Genomic DNA, 17227 nt, shown 5'->3' with positions numbered 1-17227 from the left:
CGCTGAATAGCCATGCCGGCAAACCGTCCCTATCTGAAGATGAGCATCGCGCAGCTTGAGTCCTTGCACGCCGCTGAACCGGACGATCTCCAGCTCGGAACGCAGTTACTCGAGGAGCTCAATCATCGAAACACCGGTCGTGCCGCCAGCCTCCAGCAGCGTATCGAGGCAAAGTTGCGGGCGCATTCTGTGGCTAAGAGTGCTGACGGGGCGGCGCAGAATCGAGAGGGCGCGCCGGGCGACGCTCACAAGGCGCGCAGCACAGACCGACGTGGAGCGACGACGAGTGCCGTCGAACCGAACATCGCTGCTGGTCAAACGAGCAAATTTGACCGCGAGAATGAACCCGAGGCCATTCTGTCTAGCTGGATCGCTCTTGAAGCTCTGTCGCCGCAAACGTATCGACGGCCCGTGGATCTGGCCAACGGCGATCAAAGATGCGTGGCGAAGTTCGGTGGCAACAACCTCCCGTGGTACCAGAACGAACGCTCCCGTCCCAAGCAACAACTTTACTATCAGGTGGTCCTCGGCAGCATACCGATGGATCGGGCCACCGATGCCCTGACCGCGGCATTCGGAGAGGACGAAGAGCGTAGCAGAAGGAGCGAGCTAGAAAGGGCACCCATTGCCGCCATCCTGCTCGACCGCACGGGAAAGGTTCTGGAGGAAAGTGGCGTCGCGATCTCAAGCTTTGCATGGGCGCTGCCCATTGCGCTAAATGGCGATCTCGCACATCTCGGAAGCTGGCCAGAAGTCGAACATCGTCTTGTATCCGAATTGACCGAGCGTCTCCGCCGGCGCGATCGTGACGGAGAACTGCTGCCGCTGGACCGCGCTGCGATATTAGCTGCGTTCCAGTGGCTCGTCGACACTCTGCGACTACCTGCGGAGATGGTTGAGGCGCCGAGCTTCGCGCTGCGCGTATTTCACTACTTCAAGTCGAAGAATCCGCCTGAGGTTGCCCTACTGAACTCCTTCTTCCTGAGGGATCTCACGCGCGCCGCGAAAGCCCTGCAAAGCGGGCAGGCGGGGGAAGCACTTGCGCGGTATCTTGGTGCGAAACAGGTACAGCACAGCCCGGACTTGCTCAGCAATCGTGCCGAAATCGAAAGCCTCGTCGCACCATGCAAGATGCCTGCCACCCGCTGGCCCGGACCCGGTGGTCACCCCCTGGTTACGCTTCAGCAAGCAGCCGTAAACGCGATACGATCCGAGTTTGCGAGCGGGCGTCCCGGCATTGCGGCGGTAAATGGGCCGCCCGGTACGGGCAAGACAACACTATTGCGCGATGTGGTCGCGACGTGTGTGCTCGATCGCGCAAGCGCTATGACCGGATTCGACGATCCCCTCGCTGCGTTCTCGACTACGGGCCAGAAGGTCGCGGCAGGAGACCGGGCGTTTCTCCATCTCTACCGCCTTGATAAAAAGATCAAGGGGCATGAGGTTGTCATTGCTTCGAGCAATAACAAGGCTGTTGAGAACGTCAGCAAGGAATTGCCTGCTGCGAAAGCGATAGGCCGGGAACTGCGCTATTTTCGAACTATTTCGGATCGCCTTCTGTCCCAGCGTTCAGTAGATGACGATGTGGTCCCGGGGGAAACCTCATGGGGCCTGATTGCGGCGGTGCTCGGCAATGCCGCAAATCGGAATGCCTTCCAACAGGCGATCTGGTGGGACGATGATAAGAGTCTCAGGCTCTATCTAAAAGCCGCCAAGGGAGACGCTGTCTTCCGAGAGGTGACCGACGCGGAGGGCAACCTTGTAGCGCGTGAGATCCCGACTGTGGTTACTGACGAGCAGCCGCCGACACCCGAACAGGCAAAGATGAACTGGAAGAAGGTGCGGCATCGCTTTCAGGAGCTGCAACGCGAAGTCGACGCCGAATTGCAGCACCTGGAGAAGGTGCGACAGGACTGCCTGCAGTTGCCGCTCACGCGTCTCACTTCCCTGGACGCAGAGGCTGCACATCGAGCAGCGACAACGGCATTGGCGGGACGAGTCGTGGACGTCCGCACCGCCGCGGCGGCACAGGATTCTGCACAAGCATCGCTAAATGCCGTCGAACAACGTCGACGCGCGCTCTTTGCGGACAGGCCTGGTTGGATCGCGCGGCTATTCCGCACCGCCCGCTATCGGGCATGGGAAGATCAATATTCGCCGTGCGAAGCGGAAGCAAGTTCCTTGACACAGCAACTTCGGGAATTCGGTGGGCATTTGCGACGTGCCCAAGAATCTGAGGGTGACGCACATAGGAATCTTCAGCACGCGGCAGAGGCGGCAGAAATCGCATTGAAGGAACTGCGCGCAATCCAGGGACGTATCGACAGCCATCGTAATAACCTTGGCAACCGCATTGTCGATACGCAATTTTTTGACCGCGGACACGACGAGTGGAATTTGTCATCCCCATGGATCCCGGACGCACTGCACCGCAAGCGCGAGAATCTGTTTGCCTTGGCACTGGACGTGCATCGCGCCTTCATCGATGTGGGCGCACAGAAGATCAGCCACAATCTTGGCGCGTTGATGGGAGCAATGCAAACGGGCGCGTTCCCCGACGAGGCCAAGAAGTCCTTACTTGGTGACCTATGGTCCACGCTATTCCTGATCATCCCAGCGATTTCGACGACGTTTGCATCCGTTGAGCGCATGCTCGGAGATTTGCCGCCGTCCGCTCTTGGATGGCTGCTCGTAGACGAGGCGGGGCAGGCGACACCTCAATCTGCTGTAGGCGCCATTCTCCGCACCAAGCATGTCATTGTTGTTGGCGACCCACTTCAGGTGCCTCCTGTGGTCACGCTTCCGGAAAGGCTGGTAACCGAGCTATGCAAGTACTTCAAGGTATCGGTGGCCGAATGGGGCGCACCAGCGGCGTCAGCGCAGACAGTTGCCGACCGAGCATCCCACTACCAAGCCGAGTTCAAGGCAGATGTTGGGGTGCGCCAGGTCGGTCTACCACTCCTAGTGCATCGGAGATGCGAGGAGCCGATGTTCGGAGTCTCGAATCGCATTGCCTACGATGGCCAGATGGTGCATGCCGTGGAATCCAAGGACGGTGCCATAGCGAGGACTTTGGGTCCGTCCGCATGGATTAACGTCGATGGGATCGCTTCCACAAAGTGGTGCCAAGCCGAAGGCGACATCGTTGTACGCATGCTCGACCAACTGGCGTCGGCCGGTGCCCTGGATCCGGACCTCTACATTATTACCCCGTTTCGAATAGTTGCGCATGAACTGCGGCGGCAGTTGGAGGCGCATCGGTATATCTTTGAACGCTTTGAGGTGGACTGCGGCGAATGGCTGCGAAACCGTGTGGGCACAATCCACACATTCCAGGGCAAGGAAGCCGAGGCAGTCATCGCGGTCCTCGGTGCCCCCATGGCCGCCCAGCAAGGGGCAAGACGATGGGCCACCGCCGCGCCCAATATTTTGAACGTGATGGTGTCGCGGGCTAAGAAGCGGCTTTATGTAGTAGGTTCGCGGGCAGCATGGGGCCAGCTGGGGCATGCACGTGAGATGGCGCAGGCATTGCCGATGTCGCTGCCTTAGAGGGCCTAACAAAATGACTTCCTGAGATGCCGCCAGCAAATGATGCAACAGGCGATTTTCAGGAAGGCTTCGTGGATGGTGGCGAGGCGCTCGAAACGCACGCGCAATCTCTTGAAGTTGTGCAGCCAAGCAATCGTTCGCTCGACAACCCACCGGGTTTTGCCAAGACCACTGCCATGCGGTTCACCGCGACGGGCGATCTCGGTGGCGATGCCGGCAGCGTGAAGAGGCTTGCGATATTTGTCGTGGTCGTACCCGCGATCACCCTGGACGATGCAGGGCTTGGACAATGGACGGCCGCGTTTGCCGCGGATAGGCGGAATCGCCTCGACCAGCGGCAGCAGTTGGGTGACGTCGTTGCGATTGGCGCCGGTCAGTATCAGCGCCAGTGGTATGCCTTGGGCCTCCGTCAGGAGGTGATGCTTTGAACCGGGTCGCGCGCGATCGGTGGGGTTGGGTCCTGTTTTTGACCCGACCCCACAGCACGAATGGAAGAGGAATCGACGATGACACGTGACCAATCGATGCGGTCGGCCGCACGCAGCTTGGCCAACAGCACCTCGTGCAGGCGTTCCCAAACACCGGCCGTCTGCCAGGCGTGCAGTCGTCGCCAGCAACTCATCCCCGAGCCGCAGCCCATTTCCTTGGGCAGCATCTCCCAAGGAATGCCGGACTGCAGGACGAAAAGAATGCCGGTGAGCACGGCCCGATCGTCCAGCGGCTTGCGCCCGGGATAGCGGGCGCGCCGAGCTTTCGGTGGCGGCAGTAGTGGCTGGATGAGTGCCCACAGTTCGTCGTCGAGTATTAGTTTGGCCATGTCCTTTGCGCTGACGAAACAACGCGAAGGTTAACAAAGATCACTTGAAGTTAACAGCCCTGTGATTCATTTTGTTAGGGCTTCTTAGCCTGCCAAATTTGGTATTTGTGACGGTGAGAGGTCCACTGCGATTCCCGTGCTCCGGTTGAAACCCTCGGTATGCACAAGTTGCTCTGCTTCATTAATGATCATGCCCCAGCCCAATAGGAGAAGCTTGCGGTAAGCGCAACGTTAGGGGGCTGATGGTAACAGGTGCTGCCGGTGCCGCGGCCGTTGGCCTGTAGAAACTATGAGTGATAATGTCCTTTATCCTACATATGGAACGACCGAAGGCGACCGATGATTGACGCACTGCTGACCGCGATTCCCGAAGCCGACGTGCTGCTCGAGCTCGAGGCCGAGGAACTGGCCGGCAAGGTCCTGTTCCTGTTGCGCAGCCAAGGCGGAACCCGCTTCCATTTCGGTAATCTGCGCCTGCAGCTCGGCATGGTCCGGCTCGCCGGCTATCCGCCAGAGCGCCTGGGCGACGTCGATCTCGCGCTGGCCGAGGCCTTTGCGTGGCTCGAGGCGCAGGGACTAGTCGTGCCGGCAGGAGGCGTCGGCGGACCAGATGGCTGGCGACACCTGAGTCGGCGCGCGCAGCGCTTCGAGAACGAGGCGGCGTTCACCGATTACCGCACCGCGCGTCTGCTACCGAAGGAACTGCTGCACCCGGCGATCGCCACCACGGTGTGGTTGTCGTTCATGCGCGGCGCCTACCCGACGGCGGTGTTCGAGGCGATGCGCGCAGTCGAGATCGCGGTGCGCGAGGCGGCCCGACTTCCTCAGTCGGAGATCGGCGTGCGGATGGTGCGCAAGGCGCTCCACATCACGATTGGACCGCTGACCGACATGAATGCTGACGAAGGCGAGCGAGAGGCGTTGTGCGCGCTGTTCGCCGGAGCCATCGGCTCGTACAAGAATCCGCATTCGCACCGGCACGTGCCGATCGACAGCCCGCGTGAGGCGCTCGAGATCATCCTGCTGGCAAGCCACCTGCTGGGCATTGTGGACGCACGTGCTGCCGCCATGAAGACGGTGCCATGAACCTCATCACGCTCAACGGCATCGCGACTCCCGCGCTGGTGGTGGCGGCCGGCGAGCAGGCCAGCGTCCGTTTTCTCGAGTTTTTTGCTTCCAACATTCGCAATCCGCATACGCGCCGCGCCTATGCCCGGGCTGCCGGCGAGTTCCTGGCCTGGTGCGAGCGCGCCGGCGTGGGGGCGCTCACTGCCGTGCAGCCGCTGCACGTGGCCGTCTGGATCGAGCGCCAGGCGCAGACGCGATCGGCGCCGACCGTCAAACAGCAACTCGCGGCGATCCGCCACCTGTTCTGGCTGGTGAACGGCCAGATGGTGGCGGTCAATCCAGCCGCGTCAGTGCGCGGGCCCAGCCACAGCGCACGGCAGGGGAAGACCCCGGTGCTGGATGCGGCCGAGGCGCGGCAGTTGCTCGACCGCATCGACGTCAGCACACCGGCCGGGCTGCGCGACCGGGCGCTGATCGCGCTGATGGTGTTTTCGTTCGCCCGCATTGGCGCGGCGCTGGCGATGCGCGTCGAGGACGTCTATGTACAAAATCGGCGACTATGGGTGCGCCTGCGTGAAAAGGGCGGCAAGCCCCACGCGATGCCATGCCACCACACGCTCGAGGCCTACCTGCACGCGTACCTGGACGGCACCGGCATCGGCACGGACGCGAAAGGGCCACTGTTCCGTACGATCCGGCGCGGCACCGGCCAACTTGGCGCGACCCCGCTGCCGCAGGCCAACGCCTATGCGATGGTGCGGCGTCGCGCGGCTGCCGCCGGCATCGCCACCCGCATCGGTAACCACACGTCCCGCGCGACCGGCATCACGGCGTATTTGAAGCACGGTGGCACGCTCGAGAACGCCGCGGCGATGGCCAATCACGCCTCGACGCGCACCACCCAGCTCTACGACCGGCGCGGCGACGAGATCAGCCTGGATGAGGTTGAGCGGATCCGTCTGTAGCCATCATGCGCGATTTGGAAAATCGCTCCCGGAGCAGAATGCGCCAGCTCTTACGATAGAGATCCCCCTCTCACCATCGGAGAATCCGAAAGATGAAATCCGACGATAAGCGTCGCGTCGACGCATTCCGTGCATTTCTGTATTCATATAAGAGAGAGGTCCACATCGTCGGCTATGGTGGTGCCGTTTCCGTGCAGCAGCGAGCGGCACCCTCGGAGGTGGGGCTGAGCGACGCCGAACTCTTGGCGCTGCTGGATAAGAGCGACGAGGATTCGGCAACGTAGCAGGCACACGCCGGGTTCTGCCGGGGCGTTCTCGCTTGATCCTCTGGCCGGTCGAATTGCCGCCAATGTGATATACGCCGTCCCGGCTCACCAGCGATCCCATAAACGTAGTCCATAGCTCTGGGCGGGCCTGCCTAGCCAGGACCTATCGTGGCTACCTTTCCGATCAGCGATGCAATGACACCGACCGCATCGACATCAATGCAGTGCCCCCATATCCGCCCCGCGTGCCCACCGCCCGCACAAAGATCCCTTCCGCGCCGGACCCGATGAACTAATCGGCGTCCGGATTTGGCACCAAAAATCCCCCGCCAGGCCTTGCTGGACAAGGGATTCGAGGGAGTCTGGCCAGGAAGGTGGAATTTTCCGCCAAAAACGGCCGGAAACCGGCCTGCTACCGTCGCCGATGAACTAATGACGCAAGCCAGGAAACTGTTTAAGAATCGCCACAAATCCTTATCCAGTAACGGTTTGCTGGCAGTTCTACCCTGAAACTAGACGGGCGGCCGTGGAACGCTTTCTAGAAAGTTGGCGACATAACTCGTAGAGTGCATCCCAGATTCATTTTTTGGGATGCCCCATGCCACTGGTAAAACCTTTCCTCGAAGCACTGGCGCAGGTGCAGAGCAACCCTGCCGCCCTGATCGCACTCATTGCCTGCGCGGCCTTCGCCCTGTGCGGCCTAGCCCTTTACGTGGTGCTGGCTGCCATCAAGCGGAGCTGACATGGCTTGGACCAAGATGCCGAGCGCCTGGCTAATCCGGACCGAAGGCGGGCCGTGCCCGCTGGCCGCACTGGATTGGGCGACCCACCGCACCCACGCCACGGCCGCGCTGGTGCTGCTGCTGGTGCTGGCGATCCGGCTGAATTTGTCCCATCGCGGCAAGCCGTTCGATGCGACACGGGGGCACGAGGTGGCGCTGAGCTACGACGAGATGCGGGAGATGACCGGCTTCGCGAAGGCCACGGTGCTCAAGGCCGTCATGCTCTTGGAAGGCATGGGCGCGATCGTCAGTCGCAAGGAAGGACGCCGGCGGGTGTACGCGCTGCCGCAGGTGGCGCAGCCGGGCCAGTGGTGCCAGCTCCCGCAGGACTACCTGCTGACCCGCCGCGGGGACAAACAATACGGCCTCGAGCTCGAGGAGCCGCCCAGTCGCAACCATGAGCTCAAGCGCCTGCGCGGCTTCCCGTTCGGCTACCGGGCGGGACTGAATGCGATGAAGCTCTACGTGCTGTTCGTGGCGCTGCGCAATCAGCGGCTTGATACCACCGCCATCAGCTACGACACCATCATGGGATATACCGGCATGCGCCGGGCGGACATTCCAGAAGCGTTCTCACTGCTGGTCGCGCACGAACTGGCGCGGGCGGCCGACGAGCGCGACGGGCGCGACTATGACCGCAGCAAGCGCTACCGGGTATTGGGGCTGGGGGCCATGGTGCGCGTGGACGTGGCGGCGGCGTAGGGCGGGACAAGGAATTTTCTGGGCGCGGGGGGACTCGAATTGCGGTCGTGACGGCAGGCTGAGAGGGAGCGGCGGTTTAAAACGCCGCCCTATACGGACCTCACCAATTCACTTCAGACTGCGATGAAACCTGCCAATGCTTTGCAACCCATTGCCGACGCCTTCTGTCAGATGCTAGGGCAAGTCGAGCGCCTTGTCGGCCAGCTCGATGCACATCCCGTCGGTGCCACCGCGCTCGTGGCCTTGGTGGCCATTGGCGCCATCGTTGCAATTGCCGTTATTCTGAACCGCCACAGGAAGTAGTCCGCGGGCGGCCTCAGTAGCGGACCTTGTAGGTCGGCGAGTCCTCGGGCCGGCGTCCGCGCCGGTCGTACAGACGGGTGGTGGCCACGCTGGCATGCCCGAGCCAGTCCTGGACCTGGGCGATGTCAACCCCGTGTTCCAACGCATTGGTCGCGGCGGTGGCCCGCAGGCCGTGCACGCCCAGGCCGGCGACGTCGACGCGGGCGGCGGCGGCGTGGCTGGCCACGATCCGGCGCACACCATCGCCGGATAGCCCGCGATCGGGCCGGCGCGCGCCGCGCAGCGCCTGGAAGAGCGGGGCCGCGGCGGTCTCGCCATGACCAGCCGCCTCCAGGTAGGCGTGGAGGCGCTCGGCCGCGGCCGGGTGCAGTGGCAGGTGGCGGATTTTCTCGCCTTTGCCGTGCACGCGCAGGTGCGCGACCCCGCGGCGGGTCTGCAGGTCGCGCACGCGCAGGGCACAGAGCTCCGCGCGGCGCAGGCCGTGATAGAGCAGCACCGCGACCATCGCGCGGTCGCGCATCCCCTTGGGCGTCGCGGGGTCGGGGGTATCCAGCAGGGCGCGGGCCTGCGCGTCGCCCAGCGCCGGCGTCTTGCCCTCGTGACTGTTGCTGCGCGGCCGGCGCACGCCGGCGACCGGGCTTGTTGCCACCGCGTGCCGCTCGCACAGGTAGGCGTAGAGCGAGCCCAGGGCCGCGAGCTTGCGCCGGATCGTTGCGCCGGCCAGGCCCCGGGCTTCGAGGGCCTTGCGCCAGGCCAGTACGTGGGCGCGCGTGACGGCGCGGAATGCCTCGGGCCGCGAAATGCCCGCGAACGTCATGAAATCGCGCAGGTCAGCCTGGTAGGCGCGTCGCGTGGCGATGCTGCCAAGGTTGGCAAACCACTCGGCTTCGGGCGGCATGTCGCGCAACCCCTGGAACTCGACGGCGGTGAGCGCGCGTGGGGATTGGGGCGGTCGGGAGGGAAGGGCGCTCATTCGCTAGATTCTTGTGGCCAGCGCGCCAGCTCGACTGTGACCTGCAGGACGCCGAGCTCCTGCAGGTAGCGCAACGCGGTGTCCGAGCGCGCAAAGTAGCGCACCGGCTCGCGCTGCGAGCGCAACAGGTGCTGGCCGTTGATGCCGACCTTCCAGCCACGCTCGCCGGCGGGCAGCAGGGACACACGCGGCGCTACGTCGCGCAGCATGGCCAGCAGTTGCAGTTCGGTGATCGGCGCTGGTTCGGACAATGCGGTTTCCAGGAGTAGGGCAGGGCATCATTTTCGCGCAAAGTGATGGTCCGCAGCCGTGCCGCGCAACGATTTGAACGAGTGCGATTTTTCGCTGCGGCATCAATGGGTTAGGCCACCCCCCTGCGCACACCCCTTGAAATCCGTGCACTCTCACGGTAGATTTTCGCTACGCTGGTGATTGGCGCGCGCAGCAAGAACGTGCTGCGCACCAGAATCCAGTACAATCGTCCGCAGAGCGCCTTCGTGCGCCCGCAGAAAAGGCCGCCTTCAGGCGGCCTTTGTCGTTTTCGCATCCGCCTGCGGGCGGAGGCCCCGGCCTAGCCGCTCGCTTGCCAGTGTGCGCCGAATACGCTAAGTTTTCGCTACGCTGAGGATTGGCGCGTGCAGCAAGAACGTGCTGCGCTCCAGGAGCTCGCGTAGAATCGTCCGCTGTGGGGGCTTCGTGCGCCCACTAAAAAGGCCGCCCCACCGGGCGGCCTTTGTTGTTTCTACTGTCGTATTTCCACCTCCGCCTTGCTGTGCCGGTTGTGCGGGAAATCCTGCGCAATTTCGTCCCGCACAGATGCGCGAAATTTCATAGCATTGTTGCCAGGCTGAGCTCGCTGCGTCGACCGGATTCAGCCAGCACCGCCCCCTGTCACAGGCCGCCCCCGGGCGGCCTTTGTTGTTTCCGCACCCGCCCGCGCGCTCGCGCCGGCGGGTTTTTTGTTGCCCGCCACCCGGCGGGCATTTTTCTTTCCGAGTCCCATGCGCAAAAACCTCCTCGGGGGCGCCATTGTTTTCATTGGCGCCCTCAGCATGCTGACTGCGGCGGTCACCGACTTGGTTGCGAAGATCACCCTGCTGATCGACGCCATCCTCGGACTGATCCCCAAGGTTCTCATGCTGGGCGAGCTGCTCGCCAGGTTCTAACACGCGCACCAGGTCCCGCTGACTGAACTCCGGTCGCGGGCTGGCTTTGCGAACGATGCGAAGTCGGCCCGCGCTCGTGGGCACCACAAAACTCGCGATAACCGCTTTTATCGCGAATTCCTGCGGATAGGCCTTGGTCGATGCGCTTGGCGAACGAAGGATCATTCCCGAATTCCAACGGGGACAATTGCCGGGCGGCCGGGCAGAGCGCCCGGCGCCCGCAGCCGCTCCGGCCGCCAGTGCCAGGCCACTCGCATCCAGGCCGCCCGCCGCCGTCTCTTCAACCAACGCCTCGGCGACGTGAGCCTGGCAGGTCCGCCGCGGTGTCAGACGCGTCCAGAGAGCCGCGCAGAGTTGGCGCAGCTCGGCGACGAGCGCGACGGCGTCAACGTGATCGTCTGGACGGAAGTAGTTTGAGCACTTCCACAAGAGGATCCTCGGCTCGGCCACGGTCGGCATCCAGGCGCATGGCAGCGCGAAGGGGAAATCCGCCACCTGATCGCGCAGCGCGTGATCGATCGCTCGTCGATGCTCGGCCAGCTTGAGACCATCAGCCGGAATTTCTGCTGACCGCCTTTGGATTTTTCCGAGGACGCCAGGAAATAAACCGGTTTATCTTGGAAAGGAGCGCCGGCCGTTTCTCTCTCGTAACAATGCTCGAAGTCAAGCGTATCGCGAGATGGAGAAACGGCAATGGCTCGCCGCACGTGGTGCGGCCTAATGCCAGAGACGTGTCTGATCCTGCGCACAAGGGCGGTCGGTACGAGCTGAGTTGTCAAGCGTCGCATCAACGATACCGGCGACCTGATCGAGTACCTGGCGGCCGGCAGTCTGCAGAGCTACGTTACAGGCCTGTACCGCGGGGCGGGCTTTGGCTCCAGCTACAGCAGCCACTCTGGCCGCCGAACGTTTCCCAGCCGACTCCTCGCACATAGGCACCGGCTCGAAACCGTGCAAACGTTGTTGGGGCATGCCGAGCTGGACCACATTGCACAGTATCTGGACGTTTCAAACAAGGGGCTTCGAGAGGCGGTGGCGGCACTTGGCGACGCCCTTTAGTAGCTACAATGTAGAAACGGCATCTTGACGTGCTGCGCCTGTGTATCTACAATGAATCTACGCAATAGGAGTGCCGAGATGGAACTGTCAATTCAAAAATGGGGCAACAGCGCGGCCGTGCGCCTGCCCACAACCTTGCTTGAACAACTCAAGGTGGCATTGGGAGACAAGCTGTCTGTCGATGTGCGTCCGGACGGCGTCATGCTCAAGCCCGCTCGGCGCAAATATTCACTCGATGAGTTGGTTGCTCAGTGTGACCCCAAGGCGCCGACCCCTGAGGTGCTGGGTGCTTGGAGCGGGGTCAAACCGGTAGGGCGCGAAGTATGGTGAGGCGCGCCAAGTTTGACCGGGGCGACATTGTGCGAGTGAGCTTGAACCCTACGGAGGGGCGTGAGCAACAGGGGGACTTCCGTCCTGCACTCGTACTTTCACCGGCAGCATTCAACGCTTTGGGTGTTGCCCTGGTTGCACCGATTACGCAGGGAGGCGATTCCGCGCGCTTCGCTGGTTTTGCTGTTCCGCTGTCCGGTGCTGGCACGGAGACGCAAGGTGTCGCGCTGGTGAACATGGTGCGCACGCTGGATCTTGAGGCTCGCGGCGCGAGGAAGATCGAACGGGCACCCGCCGAGGTTGTGGAAGATGCGCTCGCCCGTCTTCAAACCATCCTCGAATAGCCGTTAGTAGACGTCAACAAAGGAAAAGCGAATGGACCACGTCATCTTGACCCCTGCGATAAAGGCTGATCTTGTGAGCGACTGTCTCGGAACAGTGAAGGTTCTCGGAATCGTTGGTCGGTGCCGAACGGGAAAGACCTTGTCGTTGAAGCAGTGGACGGAAGAAGCACGTGCTCAAAATGAGCGTGCGAGTAGCGTATGCCGACAACCACACCCTCTTGGTGAGTGAGAAGATTGAGATCGATTTTGACGGCCAGGTGCGGGGTGCTGCGATAGGTCACTATCCTATGTTCGATCTTAACGGCGCCGACGTTGTGATCGTGGATGAGCCTCTACAGAACCGGGAGCTTGTGGAGCGACTGTTCGCACACGTCGATCCCAACGGAGGGGCCTTCATGCATCGACTGTTAGTCCTGCCAATCCAGACTGAGGGTGAGATTGACTCCTTTGGCATTCCGCGCTCGGCAGTGCGGTTGTACTCCGTCGCTGGCTTGCCTCTCTAACAACGGAAAAGGGCGATGGACATCAACGCAATCATTCAAGCAGCCAAGTTGGGGCGCGCTCGAAAGGACGCGCAGGAAGACACTTGTGCGGTGTTTGCGGCTGCGCTGTACGACGTGTTGTCGGCTCAGGGGATTCCCTGTCAGATAGTCACAGCTGTGAAAAGGCAGGGTCATGCCTGGGCGCATCTGATAGTTGAGGTTGCCGGCCGCTACTACGACTCTATGGGCGAGTTCTCGACCAGCATCTATCGCGCGCGGGCCAAGATTCATCCGACAGTGTCCCTGGACATCGCGTACCGGCCCGACGTCCGGATCGATTGCTATGAGTCGGAGTTCGACGAACTGCACTCCTTCTACGTCAACGTGCTCAACAAGGCCATGCTTGGGTCGGCTGCCGCGAAGCCTGCCTAATTTCACAGGAAAAGCAAATGAGTACATTTCAGGTGTGCGACGTCGTAAGGCTCAAGAGCGGCGGGCCTGGCATGACGGTGGAAGAGATCGGGGATTACTCGCAGAGCAATCCTCCGGGGTCGCGCAACGGCATCCTGTGTGAGTGGACTCTCGGAAGGACGTTTCACCGCCATATCTTTGACGCGGCGATACTCTGGAAGATTTTAGGCGGACAAGATAATGAAGCCGGATAGCACGCGAAAGGGATGGATTGTCCGCACTGGAAACGACTACCTGTTTCCTCAAGGCGGGGACGTTGGCTACACGCCGAACCTGGCAGATGCCGGAACCTTCGACTCAGAAGAGGAAGCCATCGAGGCGGGCCGCGACCATTGCGATCCCGGCTTTGTGGTGATGCGCGACCCGCGCTGAGAAAGGAAGAATCATGGAAGTTGAAGTGGAAATGGACGGCCAGCGATACGTTGGTGAGGTCCATGAAACGGATGGCGTGGTAACTGTCATGACCGACGCCGGCTATATGGAGATGACGTCGATCGGTGGTAGCAGTATCGAATCGATGGCGAGAACCCTGCTGTTGCGGATGGTAAGGGCAGGCAAGGCTAGACCAAAAGCCAAGTGACAATGGAGGCCGAGGAGAAGTAATGTTCACAGTCGTCTGTCTGCTGATGGCCTCACGACTATTGCCCATGGGAGTGGGCGGGTATAGCTGCGATGAAGAAACCGACTCTTCGGAAACCTTCTACGGCTTGGTGACCGGAGCGCTGTCCATCATTGTCGGATTGTGGGCGGGCCGGGCCATTCTATACCCGAAGCTGGAGCGCGGGCTTCTCAGAACAGGGCCGGCTGACGTTCTGGGCCTGGATAATGGCTCTGGCCATTCTGGCCGCCCAATCTGTCCTCACTCACCTTGCATTCAAGAGCTTCCACGGAGGCATCGCCTCATATGCTCGCATATTCATTGAGCTTGGTTCGGCGGCTGGCATAGCGCGGGCATGTTATCGTGGCGGAAGAACCGTGGAAGCCGCATCACCAATGGAACGACCAATGGCCGTTGATCATTTGGCTGAGTTGGGGTTGTAAGCTCAGGGACCTAAAGAGTGCGCGTGGAAGCGGTGAAGGAGTATCGAAAGGCCACGGGCGCGAACCTGCCGGAAGCGCAGCGCGCACTCGGGATCAAGTAACACAAGAGAAGCAGATGAGCAATGAAACGGCGCACGATCTCCTTTCGAGATCACTTCCACCCGGCGTGGAGTCGGTCGCGCGCGAGGACGGCGCGCTGATCGTCCGGTTCAGTGACGGAACGGAGGCCACTGTCTTGCGCAGCTTTCTCGCCTGGATGGGCGACCCAACGTTTGAGCTTTGGATGCCGCGCGATGAGCGAACTGGCATGGCGAAGATGATGCCGAAGCTTACAAGGCATGAAGTGCTCGACCGTCTCAGTCGAATGGCGGACGAAGTCGCGAGGCGCACTGCATAGGAAAAGCAGCCATGCCGGAATTGACCATTGCCGACGCACTGCGACTTGCGATCAACGTCCTGCGGGATGCCGCTGACTCCGGCAAGATGCCATCAGGCATTGAGCTGGATGACGTGACCGTGCAACTGCATGCCGCAGCAGCAGAGACGCTCAGCGCGTCGTTAGCCGACCTGAATGGCCACGAATAGGAAATGAGTACGATGAAACCGTACAGCATTGACGTGTCATCGACCGGAGATACGGTGTGGGTGACAGCACACGACGGCTCGTGCGTAGGGCGGTTCAGCAAGCGATTTGGGATCGACGTCCATCGGACGGCGGAGGAGCAGTTGGCCGGCGCAGATCAGTGTTTGCATTGCACACACCAGCCGGCGTGTGAGGCTGAATGGAAGGTGTTTCGCACAGAGGTTCTGCGGCACCACGGGATCGATGTCCCAGCTAATGCTATCAGGTTCTGAGAACGGAAAAGGAGAAACAATGCGAGACGGGACAGTCGTTGCAGTCAATCGAACTCGTGGCATGTTCATCGTGGAAATCGACCACGGGGATTACGCCGTTTTCGAGCTCCTTGATAGTATTGACATTGCAGTCGGGGACAGGCTCCGCGGGGAGCTTGACGCACTCGGTGGAGAGGAACTGCGCCATCTGGACCAGGGATGCAGCTTTAGTGTGTATGGGCAGAGCGGACCGAGCGGCTTAGGTGTATGCAAGCGCCTTCTGGGGTGATGGTGTCGCGCGGGCCTTGCAGCCAGCTGACGCTGGCTGCTGGGCTCTACTACTGAGGCCGGCAAAGCGATCACGCGCGAGCTGGTGTAGTAACTGCGATCGACATGGCGGCCATCCGATGCCAAGCGCGGCGGCGCCGGTTTGCGTAGAGCTACGATGCTAGCTGTAGTGCTTGGTCATAAAGTCGCGTATGTCGCGCAGCATGGATTCCACATCAGATTTCTCGAAAGTGTCCCAGTTGGCGTGTGCGGCGCTGTTGCGAAGATCAGCAATGGCGGTGATCCGCTTTTGCATGAGCTTGGAGTAGGTCCCTTTCTTCGCGAGCTCCGCATTCATGGAATCCAGTTTCGGCTTGTCTGGCAGTGTCACATCATTTGCGAAACAGAGCTTGCGCAAGGCATCTTCCAGGACGCTTCCCGCGACCACAGCCGCAGGCTGAAAGTAGCCCGCTTCCAGGAGATGCTCCGCCTGTTCCAAAAGCTCATCGAACACATCCGCTTCGATGAGCGATTTCATGTCGAATAGGCTGCCGGATTCGTAGTCGTCTTTCGCGGCGAGCATAACGCCGTAAGCCTGCTCGACATGCTCCCATTTTGGATAGTCCGAGAATTTCTGCTTGATGCGCAGATAGTGCGCACTGCTTTCGCCGAACGTTCTGGATAGGAGGCTAAGACAACTGGTCAGCCACTGATTTGCAAGTTGTACGTCAACAAAGTCACCGGTGAGTACGGCGGGCGGAGGTTCGCGGCGGGTCGCGAGAACACGCCGGCCCAATGCAAGCAGCTCGTCCAGGCGAGCGAGAACTTTGGCGTCAACGGTCACGGAAAGCTCCTTCCATTCGGGGATGGGGTCGTGGGGGTGCGGCGTTGCCGCGAGCTGCAGCTCACAATCGGGGCGTCGATTACGAACCCTTATTATCTCGGTCAAGAGCTCGTCTGGCTATACCGCAATAGAGGGAGCATGGAGACGCGATCGGCGATCGCATACAACAAGCGCTCTGCATCGTGGTCACAAGCAAACGATGGCTCATGGAATTCGCGTCCGCAGGCCAGCGGGTTCTATTCGCTGACGGTGACATTCCGAATGTCTAGAGAATCCCGAGGCGGACCTGGAGTGCTGGTGCGCAAATGCGTGCGGCAGCGCCAGCCGGCGCGTATGCCCGCCCGGGCGTGAGGGCCGGCTAGTCGCAGCGCGCGGTGAATTTGGCGTCGGCGCCGGGCCCCTAACAGGGTGCTGAAGTACTCACCGCGCAAGCGATGAGGCTTCCCCCGCAAGGCTGGTGGGTTCGCCTATTTTTCACAATCCGGAAGCTGAGCGTCACTGCATCGACTTTTTCCGCGTTTTGGCGCCCATCTCCGGTTTCATTACCGCGACTACTGCAACTGCGGACGGATTTGCCCCAGCGAGCGCATGCGCACGAGGTTGTAGGCGGCCATGCTCAGCACAAACATCTGGTCGACCTTCTTTAGTCCGCGCACCATCACCTGACGCATGCGCCCCACGGTCTTGATCCAGCCAAAGCCTTGTTCGATCAGCTTGCGCTTCTGCTGCGAGACGGCGTAACCGGCGCTGCGAGCGATGGCATCAGGAACGGCCGAGCGTCGCCCCGAGGTGTTCTGCGCCACGTGGGGCGTCACCTTCATTTCCAGGCAGGCTTGAATGAACTCCTGCGCGTCGTAGCCTTTGTCCGCGCCCACCGTGACTTCCACGTTCAGGTCCTCAACCACCTGCCTGGCATCGTTGAGCATGACCTTCGCAGCCTCGCGCTCGGCGTGTCCGTCCGCAT

The 17227-nt window shown here is 61.4% G+C and carries 23 protein-coding genes; 18 read left to right on the top strand and 5 right to left on the bottom strand.

The window, feature by feature from the left end; translation table 11 throughout:
• Window positions 1–12: 12 nt before the first annotated feature.
• Window positions 13–3549 (top strand): DEAD/DEAH box helicase, encoded by a 3537-nt coding sequence (locus AC1Q6V_RS28880; RefSeq protein ID WP_492344622.1) that lies wholly within the window; start codon window positions 13–15, stop codon window positions 3547–3549.
• 5 nt (window positions 3550–3554) lie between these two features.
• On the opposite strand, the gene AC1Q6V_RS28875 is transcribed toward AC1Q6V_RS28880, so the two are convergent.
• A protein-coding gene (locus tag AC1Q6V_RS28875) for an IS5 family transposase (RefSeq protein ID WP_492344623.1) occupies window positions 3555–4366 on the bottom strand; the annotation gives its coding sequence in 2 pieces (ribosomal slippage) (window positions 3555–4018 and window positions 4018–4366; 813 coding nt in all).
• A gap of 339 nt (window positions 4367–4705) precedes the next feature.
• Between AC1Q6V_RS28875 and AC1Q6V_RS28870 the strand changes: the two genes are divergently transcribed.
• From AC1Q6V_RS28870 to AC1Q6V_RS28845, 6 genes are all read left to right on the top strand, one after another.
• On the top strand, window positions 4706–5452 hold the full coding sequence (locus tag AC1Q6V_RS28870; RefSeq protein WP_492344624.1) for a TIGR02391 family protein: 747 nt from the start codon (window positions 4706–4708) through the stop codon (window positions 5450–5452).
• A complete protein-coding gene (locus tag AC1Q6V_RS28865) occupies window positions 5449–6399 on the top strand; it encodes a tyrosine-type recombinase/integrase (protein ID WP_492344625.1) in 951 nt (316 codons plus the stop codon). Before AC1Q6V_RS28870 ends, AC1Q6V_RS28865 begins: the two co-directional genes overlap by 4 nt.
• A 92-nt stretch (window positions 6400–6491) precedes the next feature.
• A complete protein-coding gene (locus AC1Q6V_RS28860) occupies window positions 6492–6683 on the top strand; it encodes a hypothetical protein (RefSeq protein WP_492344626.1) in 192 nt (63 codons plus the stop codon).
• A gap of 580 nt (window positions 6684–7263) precedes the next feature.
• A complete protein-coding gene (locus AC1Q6V_RS28855) occupies window positions 7264–7407 on the top strand; it encodes a hypothetical protein (protein WP_492344627.1) in 144 nt (47 codons plus the stop codon).
• 1 nt (window position 7408) lies between these two features.
• On the top strand, window positions 7409–8149 hold the full coding sequence (locus AC1Q6V_RS28850) for a hypothetical protein (RefSeq protein WP_492344628.1): 741 nt from the start codon (window positions 7409–7411) through the stop codon (window positions 8147–8149).
• Window positions 8150–8272: 123 nt separating this feature from the next.
• Complete coding sequence (locus tag AC1Q6V_RS28845) at window positions 8273–8452, top strand: hypothetical protein (protein WP_492344629.1); 180 nt, start codon at window positions 8273–8275, stop codon at window positions 8450–8452.
• A 13-nt stretch (window positions 8453–8465) separates the two neighbouring features.
• Here the strand turns inward: AC1Q6V_RS28845 and AC1Q6V_RS28840 are convergent, their stop codons facing one another.
• Both AC1Q6V_RS28840 and AC1Q6V_RS28835 read right to left on the bottom strand, forming a co-directional pair.
• A complete protein-coding gene (locus tag AC1Q6V_RS28840) occupies window positions 8466–9425 on the bottom strand; it encodes a tyrosine-type recombinase/integrase (protein WP_492344630.1) in 960 nt (319 codons plus the stop codon).
• Window positions 9422–9676 carry a hypothetical protein gene (locus AC1Q6V_RS28835; RefSeq protein WP_492344631.1) on the bottom strand — a complete coding sequence of 85 codons (255 nt, stop codon included), beginning with the start codon at window positions 9674–9676 and terminating at the stop codon, window positions 9422–9424. Before AC1Q6V_RS28835 ends, AC1Q6V_RS28840 begins: the two co-directional genes overlap by 4 nt.
• A 750-nt stretch (window positions 9677–10426) precedes the next feature.
• Here AC1Q6V_RS28835 and AC1Q6V_RS28830 point away from each other — a divergent pair.
• The 11 genes from AC1Q6V_RS28830 to AC1Q6V_RS28780 all read left to right on the top strand — a co-directional run bounded on the left by AC1Q6V_RS28830 (window position 10427) and on the right by AC1Q6V_RS28780 (window position 14903).
• Window positions 10427–10591 carry a hypothetical protein gene (locus AC1Q6V_RS28830; protein ID WP_492344632.1) on the top strand — a complete coding sequence of 55 codons (165 nt, stop codon included), beginning with the start codon at window positions 10427–10429 and terminating at the stop codon, window positions 10589–10591.
• 786 nt (window positions 10592–11377) lie between these two features.
• Complete coding sequence (locus AC1Q6V_RS28825; protein ID WP_492350778.1) at window positions 11378–11650, top strand: tyrosine-type recombinase/integrase; 273 nt, start codon at window positions 11378–11380, stop codon at window positions 11648–11650.
• Between the two features lie 78 nt (window positions 11651–11728).
• Window positions 11729–11980 (top strand): AbrB/MazE/SpoVT family DNA-binding domain-containing protein, encoded by a 252-nt coding sequence (locus AC1Q6V_RS28820; protein ID WP_492344633.1) that lies wholly within the window; start codon window positions 11729–11731, stop codon window positions 11978–11980.
• Window positions 11974–12324: a type II toxin-antitoxin system ChpB family toxin gene (locus AC1Q6V_RS28815; RefSeq protein WP_492344634.1), complete on the top strand. Its 351-nt coding sequence runs from the start codon at window positions 11974–11976 to the stop codon at window positions 12322–12324. The genes AC1Q6V_RS28820 and AC1Q6V_RS28815 overlap by 7 nt, the downstream gene beginning before the upstream one ends.
• A gap of 170 nt (window positions 12325–12494) precedes the next feature.
• Window positions 12495–12827: a hypothetical protein gene (locus AC1Q6V_RS28810; protein ID WP_492344635.1), complete on the top strand. Its 333-nt coding sequence runs from the start codon at window positions 12495–12497 to the stop codon at window positions 12825–12827.
• Window positions 12828–12842: 15 nt separating this feature from the next.
• On the top strand, window positions 12843–13238 hold the full coding sequence (locus AC1Q6V_RS28805; protein WP_492344636.1) for a hypothetical protein: 396 nt from the start codon (window positions 12843–12845) through the stop codon (window positions 13236–13238).
• Window positions 13239–13255: 17 nt separating this feature from the next.
• Window positions 13256–13471 carry a YodC family protein gene (locus AC1Q6V_RS28800; RefSeq protein WP_492344637.1) on the top strand — a complete coding sequence of 72 codons (216 nt, stop codon included), beginning with the start codon at window positions 13256–13258 and terminating at the stop codon, window positions 13469–13471.
• The gene (locus tag AC1Q6V_RS28795) at window positions 13458–13649 is read left to right on the top strand and encodes a hypothetical protein (RefSeq protein WP_492344638.1); all 192 of its coding nucleotides are present in this window, start codon (window positions 13458–13460) and stop codon (window positions 13647–13649) included. Before AC1Q6V_RS28800 ends, AC1Q6V_RS28795 begins: the two co-directional genes overlap by 14 nt.
• A gap of 13 nt (window positions 13650–13662) precedes the next feature.
• A complete protein-coding gene (locus AC1Q6V_RS28790) occupies window positions 13663–13857 on the top strand; it encodes a hypothetical protein (protein WP_492344639.1) in 195 nt (64 codons plus the stop codon).
• 576 nt (window positions 13858–14433) lie between these two features.
• Window positions 14434–14715, top strand: coding sequence for a hypothetical protein (locus AC1Q6V_RS28785; protein WP_492344640.1), 282 nt, complete (start codon window positions 14434–14436; stop codon window positions 14713–14715).
• Between the two features lie 11 nt (window positions 14716–14726).
• On the top strand, window positions 14727–14903 hold the full coding sequence (locus AC1Q6V_RS28780; protein ID WP_492344641.1) for a hypothetical protein: 177 nt from the start codon (window positions 14727–14729) through the stop codon (window positions 14901–14903).
• A gap of 697 nt (window positions 14904–15600) precedes the next feature.
• Here the strand turns inward: AC1Q6V_RS28780 and AC1Q6V_RS28775 are convergent.
• Together AC1Q6V_RS28775 and AC1Q6V_RS28770 are read right to left on the bottom strand one after the other, a co-directional pair.
• A complete protein-coding gene (locus tag AC1Q6V_RS28775) occupies window positions 15601–16263 on the bottom strand; it encodes a HEPN domain-containing protein (protein ID WP_492344642.1) in 663 nt (220 codons plus the stop codon).
• A gap of 551 nt (window positions 16264–16814) precedes the next feature.
• Window positions 16815–17227: transposase (locus tag AC1Q6V_RS28770; protein ID WP_492344643.1), on the bottom strand; the 413-nt coding region annotated here is incomplete at its 5' end.

It is taken from the genome of Cupriavidus sp. GW823-FHT07B10 (assembly GCF_058794355.1).
The sequence above is the reverse complement of the archived record's forward strand: the minus strand, read 5'-3'. Positions and strand labels throughout refer to the sequence as shown.

Coding starts and splice junctions, on each gene's coding strand:
- AC1Q6V_RS28880 (WP_492344622.1), top strand. CDS start 13: ATGCCGGCAAACCGTCCCTATCTGAAGATGAGCATCGCGCAGCTTGAG.
- AC1Q6V_RS28870 (WP_492344624.1), top strand. CDS start 4,706: ATGATTGACGCACTGCTGACCGCGATTCCCGAAGCCGACGTGCTGCTC.
- AC1Q6V_RS28865 (WP_492344625.1), top strand. CDS start 5,449: ATGAACCTCATCACGCTCAACGGCATCGCGACTCCCGCGCTGGTGGTG.
- AC1Q6V_RS28860 (WP_492344626.1), top strand. CDS start 6,492: ATGAAATCCGACGATAAGCGTCGCGTCGACGCATTCCGTGCATTTCTG.
- AC1Q6V_RS28855 (WP_492344627.1), top strand. CDS start 7,264: ATGCCACTGGTAAAACCTTTCCTCGAAGCACTGGCGCAGGTGCAGAGC.
- AC1Q6V_RS28850 (WP_492344628.1), top strand. CDS start 7,409: ATGGCTTGGACCAAGATGCCGAGCGCCTGGCTAATCCGGACCGAAGGC.
- AC1Q6V_RS28845 (WP_492344629.1), top strand. CDS start 8,273: ATGAAACCTGCCAATGCTTTGCAACCCATTGCCGACGCCTTCTGTCAG.
- AC1Q6V_RS28840 (WP_492344630.1), bottom strand. CDS start 9,425: ATGAGCGCCCTTCCCTCCCGACCGCCCCAATCCCCACGCGCGCTCACC.
- AC1Q6V_RS28830 (WP_492344632.1), top strand. CDS start 10,427: ATGCGCAAAAACCTCCTCGGGGGCGCCATTGTTTTCATTGGCGCCCTC.
- AC1Q6V_RS28820 (WP_492344633.1), top strand. CDS start 11,729: ATGGAACTGTCAATTCAAAAATGGGGCAACAGCGCGGCCGTGCGCCTG.
- AC1Q6V_RS28815 (WP_492344634.1), top strand. CDS start 11,974: ATGGTGAGGCGCGCCAAGTTTGACCGGGGCGACATTGTGCGAGTGAGC.
- AC1Q6V_RS28805 (WP_492344636.1), top strand. CDS start 12,843: ATGGACATCAACGCAATCATTCAAGCAGCCAAGTTGGGGCGCGCTCGA.
- AC1Q6V_RS28800 (WP_492344637.1), top strand. CDS start 13,256: ATGAGTACATTTCAGGTGTGCGACGTCGTAAGGCTCAAGAGCGGCGGG.
- AC1Q6V_RS28795 (WP_492344638.1), top strand. CDS start 13,458: ATGAAGCCGGATAGCACGCGAAAGGGATGGATTGTCCGCACTGGAAAC.
- AC1Q6V_RS28790 (WP_492344639.1), top strand. CDS start 13,663: ATGGAAGTTGAAGTGGAAATGGACGGCCAGCGATACGTTGGTGAGGTC.
- AC1Q6V_RS28785 (WP_492344640.1), top strand. CDS start 14,434: ATGAGCAATGAAACGGCGCACGATCTCCTTTCGAGATCACTTCCACCC.
- AC1Q6V_RS28780 (WP_492344641.1), top strand. CDS start 14,727: ATGCCGGAATTGACCATTGCCGACGCACTGCGACTTGCGATCAACGTC.